Source organism: Pseudomonas linyingensis (assembly GCF_900109175.1).
Taxonomy (GTDB): domain Bacteria; phylum Pseudomonadota; class Gammaproteobacteria; order Pseudomonadales; family Pseudomonadaceae; genus Geopseudomonas; species Geopseudomonas linyingensis.
On record NZ_FNZE01000009.1, the window covers coordinates 26673 to 45221 of the forward strand.

An 18549-nucleotide genomic window follows, 5' to 3' on the forward strand; every position below is an offset into this window, starting at 1 on the left:
CTCGCAGCCACCTAGTACGGTAGACCCAGATAGAAATAGAAGCTGTCGTTGCCGTCTTCCGCACGCCCGTAGCCCAGATACACCGGACCGAGCGGGCTGTCGGCGGCGATGAAGACGCTGGCGGATTTCAGCCAGTCCTCCGTGTTGCCCGGGACCAGCGGATTGCCGATCTGGGAGGCCTCGAGGGAGAACCCGCTGTAGGCGCCCTCGAAGATGCTGCCTTCGAGGATGCGGTGGTAATACATCACCCGGCCGAATTTCAGTTCCTCGCCCACTAGTTGGCCGGTGGCGTAGCCCGAGCCAACCAGGAAGCCGCCCCACTGGAACTGGTCGTAGCGCGGCAGGGGATTGCTGCCGGCCTTGTCGCCGACCTTCACGGCGAAGTTCAGGGTGTGGTTACCGAACGAGTAGACTGCACTGGCGTCGGCATCCCACTTGGTGTACTCGTCATCCGCGCCGAGCGAGTCCCTGGAGTCGAACACGAAGGCACCGGCGCGCCAGCCCGAGCGAGGGAAGCGCACGCTGTCGAGCTGGTCGAGCTTCAGCCGGGCGCGCAAGGCCCCTTGGGTGATGCGCGACTCGCCGGGCGACAGGCTTTCCGGCCCGGTGTCCAGTTGCGGCTTGAGGCGCCCGCCGACTGCACCGAGGCGGAATTCGCCGTAGCGGCTGAACTGGCTGCCCACATCCACCCCGCCGAGCATGGAGGTCATCTCGTAGCTGGCCACGCGGTCGTCGTCGCGGTAGAGGTCGGCGGTGCGTCGCTCGACGGCGGCATGCGGGGCGACGAAGAAGCGGCTGGTGGCGCTGAAGGGCTGGTAGAGCTCGGTATACAGGCCGCTGGTGTGGCCGAGCTGCACGTCGGTGCGCCACTCGGCGCCGCGCTCGTTCAGCCAGGTCTTGCGGTAGCTGCCGAGGATGTTGAAGAAGGCGTCGCCGCTGAAGTCGCTGGACAGGCCGAGGCCGAAGCGCAGGTAGTTGGGCCCCCAGGATTTCTCCACGGCGTCCACGGCGAGGATGCGCTTGCCAGGTTCCTCGATGAAGCGGTAGTTGACGTGCTCGAAGTCGCCGGTGCCGTAGATGCGGCGCATGTCGCTGTCGAGGGTGTCCTGCTCGATCTTCTCGCCGGGCTTGGTGTCCATGGCCGCCTGGGCGGTCTTCGGGTTGACGTGCTTGAGATTCTCGAAGCGGATCTCGTCTACCGGACGCAGGTCGGGCGCCACCGTGACCGTCTGGCCCTGGCGCAGCGCCGCGTATTCACCGGCCGGCAGGGATAGGCGGGCCAGCCGGTCGGCGACCTGGCGCGCCGCCGCCTCGCCGATCGGGGCGATCTGCTCCAGATGGTCGAAATCGCCGGTGGAGAAGTCGCCGAGCTCGGGGGAGATGAGGATGTCCTGCGGCTGCAGGGTGGCGAGCGAGGCCTGCACGTTCTGCTCGGTGAGGATGCTGAGCATCTGTCCGGTGACGCCGAAGATGCCGCTGAGCTGCTCGCGGGTAAGCAGGGGGGTGCCGACGTTCACCGCGATGACGATGTCGGCGCCCATCTCCTCGCGGGCAGTCTGGATCGGCAGGTTGCTGGTCAGCATGCCGTCGACCAGGATCATGCCGCCGAACTCCGCCGGGGCGACCGCGCCGGGCACCGACATGCTGGCACGCATCACGTTGGCCAGCTCGCCGTCGCGGAACACCACGGCCTTGCCGGTGACCAGGTCGGTGGCCACGGCACGGTAGGGAATGGGCAGGTTGTCGAACTGGTAGTGGCCCTTGGCCTTGCTCAGCCGGCGAAGCACGGTCTCGAGCTGGACGCCGGTGACGATGCCCTTGCCGAACTTGACCTGGCCGTTGTCCAGGCCGACCTCGGGGGTGAACAGGATGCCGTAGTCGTCCTCCTTGCGACGCATGGCGCGCTCCTGGCGCGGCGGGTCCTCTTTGAACAGCAGCTCGGTGGAGATGGTCTTGAGGATGGTGTCCATTTCCGCCGTGGAGGTGCCGGTCGCGTAGGAGGCGCCGACCAGGGCCCCCATGCTGGTGCCGGCGATGCAGTCGATCGGCACGCGGTACTCTTCGAGCACCTTGATCACCCCGACATGCGCCGCGCCCCGCGCGCCGCCGCCGGAGAGAACCAGGCAGATCCTTGGCCGTTTGAGACTGCCTGCCGATGGGGATGGGACAACGCTGTCCGCCGGTACGGCCATGGCAGGTGACATGGCGGACAGCGCCAGTGATAAGACGACAAGGGCAAACCGATCACGAAATTGCATCCCCATTACTCCCTGTTTGCGCTGGTCGCGAATGGTGCCGCTCACTGCTCTGTATCGATGTCGTCGCCGGCTACGTTGGCGGGTGACGGGGCAATCTCCTCGCGGATGCGCGTGGAGAAGTCCGCTGCACGATCCGCGGCCTGGGCGCGGGCGTTGACGTGTACCCGCTGCTGCAGTTCGGCGAACGGCAGGCCGTGGGTTTCCAGGCGCCCCTGCTCATAGAGGTATTCCGGTAGATAGCCGCTGGCGAGAATCTTCCAGTCGAAGGGCAGGTGGCTCGGGTTGACCCGGGTGTTCATCCAGATGACGGTGGTGCAGTTGGTGGTCAGGGTGTTGTAGAACTCCGGGCGCTCGTGCAGCGCATTGATGCGCTTCATGTACTCGAGGAACAGGCGCCGGCCGTTCTCGAGATCGCCCTGCAGCCGGTACAGGTAGACATCTTCCGGTGGGTCGCGGCGATAGTTGGTGCGCAGGCGGATCACGTCGCGCTCGTCGGCCACCACGTAGTACAGCTCGTACTGGCGGAAGAAGCCCTTGAGGGTGGAGTAGCCTTCGCCCTTTTCCTTGCGCGTCTCGATGGACACCGCCAGGTGATCACCGCCACCAAAGTCGAAGCTGAGGAAAATGTGGGCGATGGCGGGGCCCATCCAGTAAACGGCGACCAGGTCCACCCCTTGCAGCTTGCGCAGGTCGAAGCGCTTGTCGTACCAGGCGGGGGTGTAGTCGGTTTCGCTGCGGTACTCGAAGTTGCGGATGTTGTGCACCGTGATCATGTCGCCTTCGATGGAGGCATGCGGCAGCTCGGCGACGTCCGCCAGCCAGTCGCGCTGGTTGGAAGGCTCGATGCCGTGCCACCAGACGCCCAGCACCACGAGCACGGCGAGGTAGCTGCCCAGGGCGCGCCAGCGCCAGCGGCGCAAGGCCAGGGCCATCAACGTGGCCAGCGAGGCGAGGCCGAAGGCCGCAGCCAGGCCGTTGCGCAGTGTCTCGTCGGGTGGCCCCGAAAACAGGATGGCCAGCACGCCCCAGCACCCGACAGCAACAATCAGCAAGCCGAGCAGCACCAGGCCGACGATGATGACGCTGCGGATCCGAGCTTTTCTCATGAACGGCCTCCGCCGTGATGGTAGGTGCATTATCCACTGCTGGTGATCTGTACGGCTCAGGGTAGTGCGCTGGCGTGCGCGCATGAATCTAAATGGACTAATCGAACCCACGAGACAGGCCACTACTGACTATTGGAAGTCTGGCGGGTTTATGTGGCATGTCCAATCGCGGACTGCAGTTTTGGTGGCTGGAGGCTGGGCGGTGGCCTCGGAAGCACTGTCGAAGGCAAGACGAGCGGCGCATATCGTCGTTCCCGTCCACAGCGGCGAGAGGGTTCGCCTGATCAGCTCGGGTTCCAAACGCCTGGACTATGCTTTACCAGTTAGGAGTTGGCCTCGCCAAACCCGCTACAACCGAAGTGGTGCCTGCCATGAAAAAATTCTTCGTCCCCTGCATAGCCGCGCTCTTCCCGATGGTGTGTCTTCCCGCCGCTGCCGAGACGGTGACACCGCTCCAGGGTCAGTCTCCCGAGACCATCCAGCAGGACATCAGTGCCTGCCAGTCCCAGGCCGGCAGCACAAGCAGCAGTACGACGAGCCCGCAGACCGGGGGACGTGCCCGTGGCGCAGTTGCCGGCGCGGCTGCAGGTGCGGCAGCCGCCGAAGTGCGTGGACGCCAGCATGAGGAGGTGTATGACCGCGTCGACGAGGACATCCAGCAGGAGTACCGGCAGAACCAGGCCAGGGAGACGGCGGCAGCTGGGGCGGTAGTCGGCGGCTCCCGGCAGCGCCGGGATCGCCGCGAAGATCGCCGCAATGCCGAGCAGAACAGTGCGGCAGCTTCCTCTGCCTATACCAGTTGCATGCAGCAGCGCGGGTATCAGGTGACCCCCTGAGCTGGCGCTTTGCCGTGGGCTATGGGCGCTCTGGGTACTGCGGCAGCTCGTCGAGGATCTCGCACCACTCGGCCTTGGAGCCGACGAAGATGTGCGCGGTCGGCCGGCCCTCGATAGGGGTATCCAGAGTGCCGATACGCAGACGCAGCAGCTCCGGCATGGCCGGCCGGCGGCTGTACAGCGGCGAGCCGCACTTGCCGCAGAACACCCGGAACACGCCCGGCGAGGACTGGTATTCGGCAAGCGCATTCTGGCCGTGGATGAGGTGGAAGTCGGCGGCATTCACCGGGGCATTGGTGGCGAAGGCCGAGCCGTTGGCCTTGCGGCAGCGGGAGCAGTGGCACATCACGATGGGGCCAAGCTCGCCGTGGATTTCGTATTGCACCGAGTTGCACAGGCAACTGCCTTTCAGCATGGGAGCACTCCTTGGGTTGGACGTTGCGGGCCGGCTCCCGCCGACTGCGGGAGATCCCTGAGGAGTTTGCTTATAACGCAGTTCTATCGGCCAATACCAGACCGGAAGGATCGGGCAATGGCCGGTGCCAGGGTGGCGGTGGGATGACGCGTCGGACTGTCTCACTCGTTGCGGCGGATATCGCGGAGCAGGCGCATGACGGTTCCTTGTCGTGTGGCGGTATTCCCAAGCCCGCCATGCGCGCTTGCGGATTACCGGGCTGGTTCAGGCGCGATCACGGCAACACCGCCAATTCCTCGACCCAGACCAGCTCGCAGGCGCCACTGCCGGTGTCCTCTCGGCTCAGGGAGCTGACCCAGCGGAAGCCGTCATCGCCGTCGACGCGCACCAATTGGCCGGACAGGCGGATGCGTGCGCCTTCCTGCAGGCTGTCCAGCGTGGCGGCTACTGCGGCGCTGGCCGGGATCATGTGCATGTTGGCGCTGTGTCTCTCGATTTCCCGTCGCGGGATTGGCAACTCGTCGGCCCACCAGTAGTACCAGCGGTTGCTCTGGCGGATCTCGATCTGTCGGGATATGCCCAGGTCGGCCATGGGTCCCCAACCCAGCGCCAGATCGGTGGGCGAGACCTGTGCGCCGCGGTCGAAGCGGTAGTCCTCGCGGCCCAGCACCAGGGCCTCCTCGAGCTGGAAGGGCTGCAGTGCCTGCAGGCGATGATTGCCGAGCTGCAGCTGGCCGCCAGCCAGGTCGCCGTTCACCTGGGTCGTTTGCGGCGAGGGAGTCAGCACGATCCACGCCAGCCACAGGCCGGCCAGCCATACGGTCAGTTTGAAAAGGCGCTGCAGGTTCATGGCTCACGGGGGCGTGGAGGAGGAGGCCGAGTTTAACCGCGGCAGCGCAGCGAGAGCAGCGACTTCGTGCTATGTTCCGCGCCTTGCAACGTGCTCTGGAACCACCGATGAAATTCATTCACCAACGCGAGCAGCTCAACGAGGGCGACCTGATCGTCATCGAGAGCTCGCAACCCTGCAACATCCGCCTGATGAACGACTCCAACTTCCGCTCCTTCAAGAACGGCGCCCGGCACAACTACATCGGCGGTCACTTCGATCGCTTCCCGGCGAGGATCAACGTGCCGAGCAGCGGCTTCTGGAACATCACCCTCGACACCGTCACCCGCCGCCCGATCAGCGTGACGCGCAAGCCGAAGCTGGAGTATTCGATCAAGATCCGGCGGGCCAAGACGGATCACTGAGCAGCAGACAGCGGCTCGATGTGACCTGCCCAAATACAATGAGACCCGCTCTGGCGGGTCTCATTGTTTCTGCCGGGCGGTACGTCAGTCGTCGTAACCCAGATTCGGCGCCAACCAGCGCTCGGTCACGCTGAGCTCCTGCTCCTTGCGCTTCGAGTAGCTCTCCACCTGGTCCTTGTCGACCTTGCCCACGGCGAAGTACTGCGCCTGCGGGTGAGCGAAGTACCAGCCGCTGACGGCGGCGGCGGGGAACATGGCGTAGTGCTCGGTGAGGGTCACGCCACTGGTGCCCTGCGGGTCGAGCAGCTGGAACAGGGTGCCTTTCTCGGTGTGGTCCGGGCAGGCCGGGTAGCCGGGGGCAGGGCGGATGCCCTTGTACTGCTCCTTGATCAGCTCCTCGTTGGACAGCTGCTCGCCCTTGTCGTAGCCCCAGTAGTGGGTTCGCACCTCTTTGTGCAGCCACTCGGCGCAGGCTTCGGCGAGGCGGTCGGCCAGCGCCTTGACCATGATCGAGTTGTAGTCGTCGCCCTTGTCCTGGTAGGCCTTGGCCAGTTCCTCGGCGCCGATGCCGGCGGTGACGATGAAGCCGCCCATGTAGTCGGTCACGCCGGACTCTTTGGGCGCGACGAAGTCGGCCAGCGACAGGTTGGGCTTGCCGTCCGGCTTGATGGTCTGCTGGCGCAGGTGGTGCAGGCTGGCCAGCTTCTCGCCGTTGGCGCCGTAGACTTCCAGGTCGTCGTCCTGCACCTGGTTGGCCGGCCAGAAGCCGAACACCGCCTTGGCCCTGATCAGCTTCTCGTCGATCAGCTTCTTGAGCATCGCCTGGGCGTCGGCGTACAGCGCGGTGGCCGCCTCGCCGACCACCTCGTCAGTGAGGATGCGCGGGAACTTGCCGGCCAGGTCCCAGGAGATGAAGAACGGCGTCCAGTCGATGTACTCGGCCAGGGTGGCGAGATCGATGTCGTCCAGTTCCTTGACGCCGGTGAAGGAGGGCACCGGGGCCTGGTAGCCGGTCCAGTCGAACTGCGGCTTGTTGGCCACCGACTTCTCGTAGCTCAGGCGCTCGGTGCGCGAGCTGCGCGCGGCGGTGCGCTCGCGCACCTCGGCGTATTCCTCGCGCAGCTTGGCGACGTAGGCCGGCTTCATTTCCTTGGACAGCAGGGTGGTGGCCACGCCGACGGCGCGCGAGGCGTCGGTGACGTAGATGACCGCGTCGTTGCTGTACTGCGGGTCGATCTTCACCGCGGTGTGCGCCTTGGAGGTGGTGGCGCCGCCGATCATCAGCGGCAGCGAGAAGCCCTGGCGCTGCATTTCCTTGGCGACGTGGACCATCTCGTCGAGCGACGGGGTGATCAGGCCGGACAGGCCGATGATGTCGCACTTCTCTTCCTTGGCGACCTGGAGGATCTTCTCCGCCGGCACCATCACGCCCAGATCGACGATGTCGTAGCCGTTGCAGCCGAGCACCACGCCGACGATGTTCTTGCCGATGTCGTGGACGTCGCCCTTCACCGTGGCCATGAGGATCTTGCCCTTGGCTTCCGGCTTGTCGCCCTTTTCCGCCTCGATGAAGGGGATCAGGTGGGCCACCGCCTGTTTCATCACCCGGGCGGACTTGACCACCTGGGGCAGGAACATCTTGCCGGCGCCGAACAGGTCGCCGACCACGTTCATGCCGCTCATCAGCGGGCCTTCGATGACCTCGATGGGCCGCGCGCACTGCTGGCGGAACTCCTCGGTGTCCTCGACGATGAAGGCGGTGATGCCCTTGACCAGCGCGTGCTCGAGACGCTTGCCGACCGGCAGGCTGCGCCACTCCTCGGTTTCGGCTTCCTTGACGCTGCCGTCGCCCTTGTACTGGTCGGCGATGGCCAGCAGCGCTTCGGTGGCGCCGTCGTTACGATTGAGCACCACGTCCTCGACCGCATCACGCAGCTGCTTGGGGATCTCGTCGTAGATCTCCAGCTGGCCGGCGTTGACGATGCCCATGGTCAGGCCGTTCTGGATGGCGTGGAACAGGAATACCGAGTGGATCGCCTCGCGCACCGGGTTGTTGCCGCGGAACGAGAACGACACGTTGGACACGCCGCCCGAGGTCAGCGCGTAGGGCAGGTGGTCGCGGATGTAGGCGCAGGCCTCGATGAAGTCGACCGCGTAGTTGTTGTGCTCGTCGATGCCGGTGGCCACGGCAAAGATGTTCGGGTCGAAGATGATGTCTTCCGGCGGGAAGCCGACTTCGTTGACCAGGATGTCGTAGCTGCGCTGGCAGATCTCGCGCTTGCGCGCGGCGGTGTCGGCCTGACCGGCTTCGTCGAAGGCCATCACCACCACCGCGGCGCCGTAGCGCTTGCACAGGCGGGCGTGGTGCTTGAACGCCTCGACGCCTTCCTTCATGGAGATCGAGTTGACGATGCCCTTGCCCTGGATGCACTTGAGGCCGGCCTCGATCACTTCCCACTTGGAGGAGTCGATCATGATCGGCACGCGCGAGATGTCCGGTTCGCCGGCGATCAGGTTGAGGAAGGTGACCATGGCCGCCTTCGAGTCGAGCATGCCCTCGTCCATGTTGATGTCGATCACCTGGGCGCCGGCTTCCACCTGCTGCAGGGCGACTTCGAGGGCCTCGGTGTAGTTCTCCTCGCGGATCAGGCGGGCGAACTTGGCCGAGCCGGTGATGTTGGTGCGCTCGCCGACGTTGACGAACAGCGAGCTGCGGTCGATGGTGAACGGCTCGAGGCCCGACAGGCGGCAGGCCTTGGGGATGTCGGGGATGGCGCGCGGCGGGTACTTGGCCACCGCTTCAGCAATCGCCTGGATGTGCGGCGGGGTGGTGCCGCAGCAGCCGCCGATGATGTTCAGGAAGCCGCTGGCGGCGAACTCCTCGACCACCGCGGCCATCTGCGCCGGGGTCTCGTCGTACTCGCCGAAGGCGTTGGGCAGGCCGGCGTTGGGGTGGGCGGACACGAAAGTGTCGGCCTTGGTGGCCAGCTCTTCCAGGTACGGGCGCAGATCCTTGGCGCCGAGGGCGCAGTTGAGGCCCACGGAAATCGGCTTGGCGTGGCGCACCGAGTTCCAGAACGCTTCAGTGGTCTGCCCGGACAGGGTGCGGCCGGAGGCGTCGGTGATGGTGCCGGAGATCATGATCGGCAGTTCGACGCCTTCCTCTTCGAACACCTGCTGCACGGCGAAGATCGCCGCCTTGGCGTTGAGGGTGTCGAAGATGGTCTCGATCAGGATCAGGTCGGCGCCGCCCTCGATCAGGCCGCGGGTGGCTTCGGTGTAGTTCTCCACCAGCTCGTCGAAGGTGACGTTGCGATAGCCCGGGTTGTTGACGTCCGGGGACAGCGAGCACGTGCGGCTGGTCGGGCCGAGCACGCCGGCGACGAAGCGCGGCTTGTCCGGGGTCTCGGCGGTCTTGGCGTCGGCCACTTCCCGCGCAAGGCGCGCACCTTCGACGTTCAGTTCGTAGACCAGCGCTTCCATGGCGTAGTCGGCCTGCGACACGCGGGTGGCGTTGAAGGTGTTGGTCTCGAGGATGTCGGCGCCGGCGTCCAGGTAGGCCTTCTCGATGGCCTGGATCACGTCCGGGCGGCTGAGCAGCAGCAGGTCGTTGTTGCCCTTGACGTCCTGCGGCCAGTCGGCGAAACGCTCGCCACGGTAGTCCTCTTCTTCCAGCTTGTAGCTCTGGATCATGGTGCCCATGCCGCCGTCGAGGATCAGGATGCGTTCCTGGAGGGCGTGCTGGAGGGCCTGGAGGCGGGCGGCGCGATCGGACATGGGGACTACCTGGAGAGGGTGGATCGTAAAGGCGGGAATGATAGCAAAGCTGCATGGTTCTGGAGCGGCAGGGGCTTGGCCATGAATTTTCTTCAAGTTGGGGCTGCTCTGCAGGCGCAAATTCATTCGCGACCGGCCGCCAGGGTCGCGAATGAATTCGCTCCCACAGGTAGTGGCCTTAGAATGCTCCATTCCCTGCCACGGACAGCCCCATGCCCATTTTCTTCCTGCTGCTGGCCAGCCTCCTGCTCAGCCTGCCGCTGTCCGCTGCGCCGGTGTCGTATTCCCGTGAGGTGCAGCCGATCCTCACCCAGAAGTGCGTGGCCTGCCATGCCTGCTACGACGCGCCCTGCCAGCTCAACCTCGGCAGCGCTGCAGGTGCCCAGCGCGGTGCCACGTCGGTAGCGGTCTACAACGGCAAGCGCATCGAGGCGCAGGCGACCACGCGGCTGTTCGTCGATGCGCGGACGGAGGAGGGCTGGCGCGCCAGCGGCTTCCATTCGGTGCTGGCTGGCGGCGATGCCGCGCTGGTGGCGCGCATGCTCGAGCTGGGTCGCGCCCATGCGCCCGTGCCTGGCGCCCGGCTGCCGGATGACCTGGATATCGGCATCTACCGCGACAACCAGTGCCCGACGCCCGAGCAGTTCGACGACTTCGCCCGCCGCAATCCCGGTGCGGGCATGCCCTTCGCGGTCAGCGGGCTGAGCGATGCCGAGTACGCCACCCTGCGCCGCTGGCTGGCCGAGGGCGCGCGGCTGGATGGCGAGCCGGTGCTCGCCAATGCCTCCGAGGCGGCGCAGATCGCCGAGTGGGAGGCGCTGTTCAATCGCCCCGGCGCGCGCGAGCAACTGGTGGCGCGCTGGCTCTATGAGCACCTGTTCATCGCGCACCTCTACTTCGATGCCGGCGCCGGTGGCCGGTTCTTCGAGCTGGTGCGCTCGCGCACGCCCAGCGGCGAGCCTGTGGACGTGATCGCCACCCGGCGGCCCAACGACGACCCGGGGGCGCGCTTCTTCTATCGGCTGCGTCCGGTGCAGGGCGTGATCGTCCACAAGACCCATATCACCTACGCCCTGAGCCCGCGCAAGCTAGCGCGGGTCGAAGAGCTGTTCTTCGCGGGCGACTGGACGACGGATGCCGTGCCCGGCTACGGTCCGCAGCGCCGCGCCAATCCGTTCGAGACCTTCGCCGCCATCCCGGCGCAGGCGCGCTACCAGTTCATGCTGGATGACGCCGAGTACTTCGTGCGCACCTTCATCCGCGGCCCGGTGTGTCGCGGGCAGATCGCCACCGACGTGATCCGCGACCACTTCTGGACGCTGTTCCAGGCGCCGGCTCACGATCTCTACCTGCTGGATGCCGACTACCGCGAGCGGGTCACGCCGCTGCTGGCGTTGCCGGGGCAGGAGGATGACCTGGCCCGCCTGCCAATGGTCTGGCACGACTACCGGCGCAAGCTGTCCGCCTACGAGCGGGCGCGTAGCGAGGCCTACTCGCACCAGCCCTGGCCGAGCTGGTCGCATGTCTGGGCCGGCAACGACAATGCGCTGCTGAGCATCTTCCGCCAGCACGACAGCGCCTCGGTGCGCAAGGGCCTGATCGGTGCAGTGCCGCAGACCCTGTGGTGGCTGGACTTCCCATTGCTGGAGCGCACCTACTACCAGTTGGTGGTCAACTTCGACGTGTTCGGCAATGTCTCCCACCAGGCGCAGACCCGGCTGTACTTCGATCTGATCCGCAACGGCGCCGAGCAGAACTTCCTGCGCCTGATGCCGCCGGACGCGCGCCAGGCGATCCTGCACGATTGGTACCAGGAGGGTGGTCTGCTCAAGCTGTGGCTGAACTACGAGCGCATCGATGCCGAGACCCCCACTGGCCTGCGTCTGCCGTCTGACGACCCGAAGGGCGCCTTCGCCGCGCTGCTGCTGGAACGCTATGGCACCCTCAATGCCCGTCCCGATCCGCTCAACCGCTGCAGCAACGGGCGCTGTTATCGAGCCAAGGCCGCCCCCGCCGTGCGGCAGATCGACCAGCGCCTGAGCGCGCTGGCAGCCAGGCCGCTGGCCGAGCTGCCGGCCATCGAGTTCCTGCCCGAGGCGACCTTGCTGCGTGTCGAGCTGGATGGCGGCGAGCGCGAGGTCTACAGCCTGCTGCGCAACCGCGCGCACAGCAACGTGGCCTTCATGCTCGGCGAGTCGCTGCGCTACCAGCCGGAGAAGGACACCCTGACCCTGTACCCCGAAGTGCTGAGCAGCTACCCCAACTTCCTGTTCAGCCTGCGCGAAGGGGAGGTGAATGCCTTCGTGGCCTCGCTGCAGCAGGCGCGCAGCGCCGCCGACTTCGACCTGATCGTGCAGCGCTGGGGCGTGCGCCGCAGCGATCCGCGCTACTGGAACCTGTTTCACGACCTGAGCGCACACATCCGCGAAACGCAGCCGGTGGAGACGGGGGTGCTGGACATGAACCGCTATCAGAACCTGTAGGCCCGGTCGGCCGCAGGGTGCGCGCACCGACGGGTCTGCGGCTTATTCCTACTAAAACGCTGGGACTTTATCCGCGCCCCGGCATGGCGTACACTGCGCCCATATTTGCGAGGAGTCGCCATGAGCAACATCATCATCACCGAATCGGCTCAGGAATACCTGGCCGATCTGCTGCAGAAGCAGAACACCCCAGGTATCGGCATTCGCGTTTTCATCACCCAGCCGGGCACCCAGTACGCCGAGACCTGCATCGCCTACTGCAAGCCCCACGAGCAGAAGGCCGAGGACACCCCGCTGGCGCTGAAGGACTTCACCGCCTGGCTGGATGCGGTGAGCGTACCCTTCCTCGAGGATGCCGTGGTCGACTACGCCACCGACCGCATGGGCGGCCAGCTGACCATCAAGGCGCCGAACGCCAAGGTGCCGATGGTCAACGAGGACAGCCCGCTGCCCGAGCGCATCAACTACTACCTGCAGACCGAGATCAACCCGGGCCTGGCCAGCCACGGCGGCATGGTTTCGCTGGTCGACATCGACGACGAAGGCGTGGCCATCCTGCGCTTCGGCGGCGGCTGCCAGGGCTGTGGCATGGTCGACACCACCCTCAAGGATGGCGTCGAGAAGACCCTGATGGAGCGCATCCCCGAACTGAAGGGCGTGCGTGACGTCACCGACCACAGCAACAAGGAAAACGCGTACTACTGAGTGACGCCCATTCTTGATTCGGGATGCGAAGGGCGGGCCGCTGCCCTTCGTAATTTCGTTTATCAGGAAAGCATCTAAGTCGGTCTTTCGCGGTTTGCTAGTTTCATCTGTGCAACGCCAATCTTCCTTCGGGACGTATTAGCGAATAACCAGGATGGAACATGCACAAGTCAATGCTTCGTCGACTACTCGCCGTCGACCTTTCCGATGAATTGAATCCCCTTCTTTCCGAAATTCAAAACGCCGGCTGGGAAGTCGAGACCTGCTCCCTGGACGAGGCGTTAGCGCGTCAGGCCGATGTCGGGCTGATACGCCTGGGACCTTGTCTGGACACGATTGGCGAACTGTTGCGGCGTACGCCGACGCAATGGATCGCCGCCCTGCCGCCGGATACCTCGCTGGACGGCAGCCTTGGCCTGTTCGTTGGCGAGTGGTGCTTCGATTTTCACACGTTGCCGTTCGACCGTACGCGGCTGCTGAACTCCCTGGGCCACGCACTGGGCATGGCTTCGCTGCGCCGTGCGGAGCAGGTCGAGGGCGATGACGAGTTGCTGGGCAGTTCATTGTGCATGAGCGAGCTGCGCAAGCTGCTCGGCAAGCTCGGACCGACCGATTCGCCGGTATTGATCCGCGGCGAGAGCGGGACCGGCAAGGAGCTGGTGGCCCACGCCCTGCACCGCCTGTCGCGTCGCGCCGAGCAGGCCTTCGTGGCGATCAACTGTGGTGCGATTCCCGAGCAACTGATCCAGTCCGAATTGTTCGGTCACGAGAAGGGGGCCTTCACTGGTGCCCACCAGCGCAAGATCGGTCGGATCGAGTCGGCCCATGGCGGTACCCTGTTCCTCGACGAGATCGGCGACCTGCCGCTGGATCTTCAGGCCAACCTGCTGCGCTTCCTGCAAGAGGCGCAGATCGAGCGGGTGGGCAGCAACCAGCCGGTCGAGGTCAATGTGCGGGTGCTGGCGGCTACCCACATCGATCTCGAACAGGCGGTTGAGCGCGGGCGTTTCCGTGAGGACCTCTATTACCGGCTGAATGTCCTGCAGGTGCATACCAGCCCCTTGCGTGAGCGCCTGGAGGACGTACCGGAGCTGGCCCGCTATTTTGCCCGGCTGTACGCCGACGAGGTCGCCCGGCGTCCACGCTCGTTCAGCGAGGAGGCGCTGCGGGCGATGGGCGAGTACGCCTGGCCGGGTAATGTGCGCGAGCTGGCCAACCGTGTACGCCGCGGCCTGGTGTTGGCCGAGGGACGGCAGATCGAGGCGCAGGACTTGGGGTTTCATGGAGTTGGCGTACCGACGAGCCCGGATTACAGCCTGGAGAACTACAAGATGCAGGCCGAGAAGCAGGCGCTGAGCGACGTGCTGCGCCAGTACTCGGCCAACCTCAGTCGCGCGGCCCGGGCGCTGGGCGTGTCGCGGCCGACCTTCTACCGGCTGTTGAACAAGCACGGGATTCGCTAACGCACAGGAAAAGGCCTCGGCCGGGAGAGATCCCGTCCGAGGCCTTTGACTATGTACTCAGAAATAGTAGGGGAACTTGAGGCTGAAGGAGAAGTCCGGTGCGTCCTCGGTCAGGCCGATCGACAGGTTGGGCACCATGGTCAGCTGGTCGGTCAGGGCGAAGGTCATGCCCATGTTGAAGTAGGCGGCATTGGCATCGCTGCTGGCGACCGTTTGCCAGTCGCCGCCATCGGGTTTGATGCGGCTCTTCTGGCTGACCAGTTGCGAGTAGGAGAAGGACAGGCTCATGCGCTCGTTGAGGGCGAAGGCGGTACCCAGGCCGTACTGGAACCAGTTGCCCATCCTGACCTTGCCGCCCACCTTCTGGTTCTCGACGGGGCTGATGTCGTCGAACGACTCCTCGAAGTTGTAGGTGTAGGACAGGTTGGCGAACAGCACGGCCGGATCCACTGTCTTGACCAGCGCGACCCCCGGGGTAACGGCCCAGACGCCGTTGCCGGTCGGCAGGTCTTCCGGTACCGAGAGGTTGTCGTTGCCGGGCGACTGCCTCAGCTTGATGCCGTAGGGATCCTCGCCGGTGGGTGCCCTGACCCGCAGGCTGAATACCGTATCCGGCACCCAGTTGCTCTCGTCGAGGAACTTGTAGGACACGCCGAAGCTGACGTCGCCGAGCCTGGGGTCGCCGTCGACGCTTTCCGAGGAGACCTGCTCGGTGGAGCCGCTGGCTCCGGTGGATTCGTAGGTGGACTCCCGGTAGACGACGGGCAGGTTGAGGTCGAACTGCCAGCGGTTGCCCAGGTTGTAGCGGCCGGTCAGATCGAGGGTGAAGTTGTCTGAACGGATCTTGTCGACGTTGATGTTGCCGAGAAAGATGGCATCGAGCAGCAGCAGGCCGTTGAGGCCCAGCTGACGGGCATCATAGTGGCTGTAGGTCAGGCCGGTTTCCAGGCTGAACCGCCCTTCGCCGAAGAAGCCGCTGGCCTTGTCGTAGATGTCCTCGACGCTGCGCGACGGGGTGTTGTCCTCACGCAGGCTTTCGCCGTATCCGGAGGCGGGCTGGCTGGTGGCGGGCGAGCGGGCGAGACGCTGTGGCTGCGGTACGGCGGGCTGGGCCTCGACCTCGCGTACCCGCTGCTCCAGCACCATCAGGGCTCGCTGCTGGGCCTCGTAGCGCTGGCGCAGTTCGAGCAGTTGCTGTTGCAGGGCCTGCAGTTCGGCGTCAGTGGCTGCGTGCAGGGCCGCAGGGAGCAGGGCAGCTATCCCCACAGCCACGCGAAGAGAGAATGAGTGAAGCATGGGAAATCCCTGTCGCGTTTATAAGTCTTCTCGAAGCGTAGATCAGTAACCTGAAGTTCGCAGGGCACGTACTTGATCCAGGACTCCGCTCATCGAATGGGTCGGCAGCGGGCTGTCACGCAGCACTACATCCAGCTCGGTCAGGTTCCTGACCATATTGCCGGCGCCGCCGATGTTGGTGAGCTGTTGCAGGCCGCCCCCGCCCAGTTGCTGCCGGCTGGTGCCCTGGCCCAGCGCGTCGATGGCGATGCTGAAGCCGCCGTTGCTCGCGCTGATCTGGACATTGCCGGCATTGGTGCTGCCGATACTATTGGCGAACTGCTGCCCGGCGGATGCCGCCTCAGGCGCCGTGTTGCCACGCTTCACGTTGATGGCGAAGCTGTTGGCGGCACTGTTGAAGTCACCGGCCGAGCGGATGCTCTGCGTCACGCCATTCACGCTGGCCAGGCCGTCGCCGCCGTAGATCTGTCCGCTGCCGGCCAAGGGGGCGTTGCGGTCGCCGTTTTCCGTGATGATCGAAACATTGAATTGCGGCTGGAACATCCCTTCGCTGACGTTCATGCGCACCGAACCGCCGAGCACCTGGCCGTTGGCGTTCTCCCATTGGCTGCTCATGGTGACGCCGAAGTGGATGATGCGTCCCGGCATGACATAGCGGCCGCGCAGCTGGGACAGTTCCGCGTCGCTCAGCTCGACCGGCTGCATCGGGTTGCTGGCCTGGACGGAAAGGCTGGCGACGATGCAGCTGGCAGCCAGCAAGGCATGAATCTTCATGTCGACCTCCGAAGACTTCCTGTCCGTGATGTCAGAATGGTTTGTCCGTTCAGAAGAAATCGCTCTGGATGAATCCGTAATCCATCAGCTCGGCATCCTTGACGGGCTGGAATGCATTCAGGCGATCCCTGGCGGTCAGCGGCTCGGGGGGGCTGAGCAGGGCATTGGCCTTGTCGTATTCCCGGCCGATCACGGCGAACACGATGCCGTTCCAGCCTTTCAGGAAGTCATCGAGCCTGTAGCGCTTGTGGCCGAGCACCGGGTCGCCGATATAGACCCAGCCATTCTGGGTTCTCTGCAGCACCACGAAATGCTTGTAGCCGCGGACCTCCTGCAGCACGATGGCCGGCACCTTGAGCTGCACCAGTCCCGCGGCAGGAACGCGGTAGCCGCGAGCGCGCATGCCGAGGTTCTCCACATAACGCTTCATGTCGAGCATGGAAAAGCCCTGGGTGCGCACCAGTTCGTGGTCGGCGCCGGCGAGCATGCCGTTGATCACGAAGGCCTCGTCGACATCGAAGCGGTAGGCCTCGCGCAGGATGGTGGCCAGTGCCGCGGCACCGCAACTGAAGTCGGTCTTCTGCTCGACCAGGTTGCTGAAGCGCCGCTCGCGGACACTCTCCACCTGCTTGAAGACCATGGCGCCGCCGGGGAGCACGGCGAAGGGTAGCTGTGCGGCTTGCAGGGCACCGCTCAGGAAACACAGTACGGACAGGATGAGCAGACGCATGGGGCACACTCCCTATGACAGGAAGGGGAGTCCTGCTGGCGCAGGACTCCCTTCGCGTGTGGTTGCTCAGTTGCCGGTGTTGCAGGCATCACAGCCGACGGCAATAGCCAGCGTATTCAGCTGCTGGTTGCCGCTGCCGGCGGCCATGTTGACGCCGATGTTGCCGTCTACATCGTTGAGCGAGTTGCTGAGAGTGGCCGAGTTGACCACCGGGTTGGCGAAGGTGACGCTCTTGGTGAAGGTGACGCTGGCAGCCAGGCTGTGGCTGCCGACCTCCTCGATGGAGCTGTTGGCTTCGTGGGTTTCGTTCTTCTCTGCACTGGCCGAGGCGCTGGCCTCGTGAGTCTTGCTGTACTCGGCTTCGAAGCTCTTGTCGACCGAGTGGGAGTCATTGGCAGTGTAGGAAGACTCCGCATCCACGCTCTTGGTGAAGTCGGCCGAAGCGGAGGACTCCTGGCTCATGCTTCCGGATGCGCTGGCATCGACATCGACGGTGAGTTCTCCCTCGATCTCGAACTCGACCTCTCCACGACGACGCTCGCGTTCGATCTCGAGCTCGCCGTCGATACTGGCGTCGACCGTCAGGCTCCTGTCCCATTCGGCAGAAGCGCTGCGCGAGCGGTTCGCTTCCATGGAGGCGTCTACCGAGGCGCTGTAGGTGCGGTCGGAGCTGGAGGAGGAGTCATAGCTGGCCGAGAGCGAGGCTGAAGCTGTCGCCGACTTGGCACTCTGCGCCTGCCACGAAGCATCCCAGGAATGGCTTTCATCACTGGACTCCTCCCTCGAGTAGCTGTTATCCCAGTCCTTGGTGACCGCGAAGGTCTTCTCGACGGTGTAGCTGGCGGCCTTGTTCTCCACGTTGCCCTCGAGCCACTGTTCGCCGGTAGCATCGGCGTCGGCGTCCCAGCCGCGGGCGGTGGCGATCGCCAGGGCGTTCTGCTGCTGGTTGAGGCTGCCACTGGCGACGTTGACGCCGATGTTGCCGGAGGCATCGTTGCCGGAGCCATCCATCATTGCGGCACTGCCGCCGCCCATGTTGTAAGCGCGGGCATCGCTCCATTGATCAATGGAGGCGTCGGCCTCGGCGCTGCCGAAGACGAACTGCTCGTCGGCGGTGGCCACCGCCACGTTGTTGGCCTGCTGGTTCATGTCGCCGGCGGCCACGTTGGCGCCGATGTTGCCGCTGCTGCTCAGGGAGTCTTCGATGGTGGCGCTGTTCTCGGTGCCTTGGTTGGTGACCGTGGCATTGCCGATGTACTGGTCGCGCCCGGCGTAGGCGGTGGCATCACCGGCGCTGCGGTCGAGCAGGGGGTTGCGATCGTGATGGTGGCGGCCGTGGTACTGGTTGGCCTGGGCCGCCATCGCCATGGCGGCTGCCATGGCGAATACCAGCGGCTTGAGAGTCATCGATGCTTTCATGGTGTTTCTCCTTGCTATTTTTTGTGCAACACG

General features: G+C 65.0%; 14 protein-coding genes. 5 read left to right on the forward strand and 9 right to left on the reverse strand.

Annotated elements, in window-relative coordinates; translation table 11 throughout:
• Window positions 1–11 precede the first annotated feature (11 nt).
• The gene (locus BMZ19_RS12165; protein ID WP_212633227.1) at window positions 12–2258 is read right to left on the reverse strand and encodes a patatin-like phospholipase family protein; all 2247 of its coding nucleotides are present in this window, start codon (window positions 2256–2258) and stop codon (window positions 12–14) included.
• Window positions 2259–2299: 41 nt separating this feature from the next.
• Complete coding sequence (locus BMZ19_RS12170) at window positions 2300–3364, reverse strand: Lnb N-terminal periplasmic domain-containing protein (RefSeq protein ID WP_090311267.1); 1065 nt, start codon at window positions 3362–3364, stop codon at window positions 2300–2302.
• A gap of 371 nt (window positions 3365–3735) precedes the next feature.
• On the opposite strand from BMZ19_RS12170, the gene BMZ19_RS12175 reads away from it, so the two are divergent.
• Entirely contained in the window at window positions 3736–4200 is a 465-nt protein-coding gene (locus tag BMZ19_RS12175) for a YMGG-like glycine zipper-containing protein (RefSeq protein WP_090311269.1), read from the forward strand.
• Between the two features lie 19 nt (window positions 4201–4219).
• Here the strand turns inward: BMZ19_RS12175 and BMZ19_RS12180 are convergent, their stop codons facing one another.
• Both BMZ19_RS12180 and BMZ19_RS12185 read right to left on the reverse strand, forming a co-directional pair.
• Entirely contained in the window at window positions 4220–4615 is a 396-nt protein-coding gene (locus BMZ19_RS12180; RefSeq protein WP_090311270.1) for a GFA family protein, read from the reverse strand.
• Window positions 4616–4889: 274 nt separating this feature from the next.
• Window positions 4890–5465: a hypothetical protein gene (locus BMZ19_RS12185; RefSeq protein ID WP_090311272.1), complete on the reverse strand. Its 576-nt coding sequence runs from the start codon at window positions 5463–5465 to the stop codon at window positions 4890–4892.
• Between the two features lie 107 nt (window positions 5466–5572).
• On the opposite strand from BMZ19_RS12185, the gene BMZ19_RS12190 reads away from it, so the two are divergent.
• Window positions 5573–5869 (forward strand): DUF1883 domain-containing protein, encoded by a 297-nt coding sequence (locus BMZ19_RS12190; RefSeq protein ID WP_090311273.1) that lies wholly within the window; start codon window positions 5573–5575, stop codon window positions 5867–5869.
• An 84-nt stretch (window positions 5870–5953) separates the two neighbouring features.
• On the opposite strand, the gene metH is transcribed toward BMZ19_RS12190, so the two are convergent.
• Window positions 5954–9646 (reverse strand): methionine synthase, encoded by a 3693-nt coding sequence (gene metH / locus BMZ19_RS12195; protein ID WP_090311275.1) that lies wholly within the window; start codon window positions 9644–9646, stop codon window positions 5954–5956.
• Window positions 9647–9858: 212 nt separating this feature from the next.
• On the opposite strand from metH, the gene BMZ19_RS12200 reads away from it, so the two are divergent.
• The 3 genes from BMZ19_RS12200 to BMZ19_RS12210 all read left to right on the forward strand — a co-directional run bounded on the left by BMZ19_RS12200 (window position 9859) and on the right by BMZ19_RS12210 (window position 14297).
• The gene (locus tag BMZ19_RS12200) at window positions 9859–12129 is read left to right on the forward strand and encodes a fatty acid cis/trans isomerase (protein WP_090311276.1); all 2271 of its coding nucleotides are present in this window, start codon (window positions 9859–9861) and stop codon (window positions 12127–12129) included.
• A 120-nt stretch (window positions 12130–12249) separates the two neighbouring features.
• Window positions 12250–12834 carry a Fe-S biogenesis protein NfuA gene (gene nfuA, locus BMZ19_RS12205; RefSeq protein WP_090311278.1) on the forward strand — a complete coding sequence of 195 codons (585 nt, stop codon included), beginning with the start codon at window positions 12250–12252 and terminating at the stop codon, window positions 12832–12834.
• Between the two features lie 161 nt (window positions 12835–12995).
• A complete protein-coding gene (locus BMZ19_RS12210; protein WP_090311280.1) occupies window positions 12996–14297 on the forward strand; it encodes a sigma-54 dependent transcriptional regulator in 1302 nt (433 codons plus the stop codon).
• Window positions 14298–14354: 57 nt separating this feature from the next.
• On the opposite strand, the gene BMZ19_RS12215 is transcribed toward BMZ19_RS12210, so the two are convergent.
• The 4 genes from BMZ19_RS12215 to BMZ19_RS12230 form a co-directional block, all read right to left on the reverse strand.
• Complete coding sequence (locus BMZ19_RS12215; RefSeq protein ID WP_090311282.1) at window positions 14355–15593, reverse strand: transporter; 1239 nt, start codon at window positions 15591–15593, stop codon at window positions 14355–14357.
• A gap of 42 nt (window positions 15594–15635) precedes the next feature.
• Window positions 15636–16367, reverse strand: coding sequence for a hypothetical protein (locus BMZ19_RS12220; protein WP_090311284.1), 732 nt, complete (start codon window positions 16365–16367; stop codon window positions 15636–15638).
• A 49-nt stretch (window positions 16368–16416) separates the two neighbouring features.
• Window positions 16417–17097 carry a C39 family peptidase gene (locus BMZ19_RS12225; protein WP_090311286.1) on the reverse strand — a complete coding sequence of 227 codons (681 nt, stop codon included), beginning with the start codon at window positions 17095–17097 and terminating at the stop codon, window positions 16417–16419.
• Window positions 17098–17163: 66 nt separating this feature from the next.
• Window positions 17164–18516: a hypothetical protein gene (locus BMZ19_RS12230; RefSeq protein ID WP_090311287.1), complete on the reverse strand. Its 1353-nt coding sequence runs from the start codon at window positions 18514–18516 to the stop codon at window positions 17164–17166.
• Window positions 18517–18549: the final 33 nt, after the last annotated feature.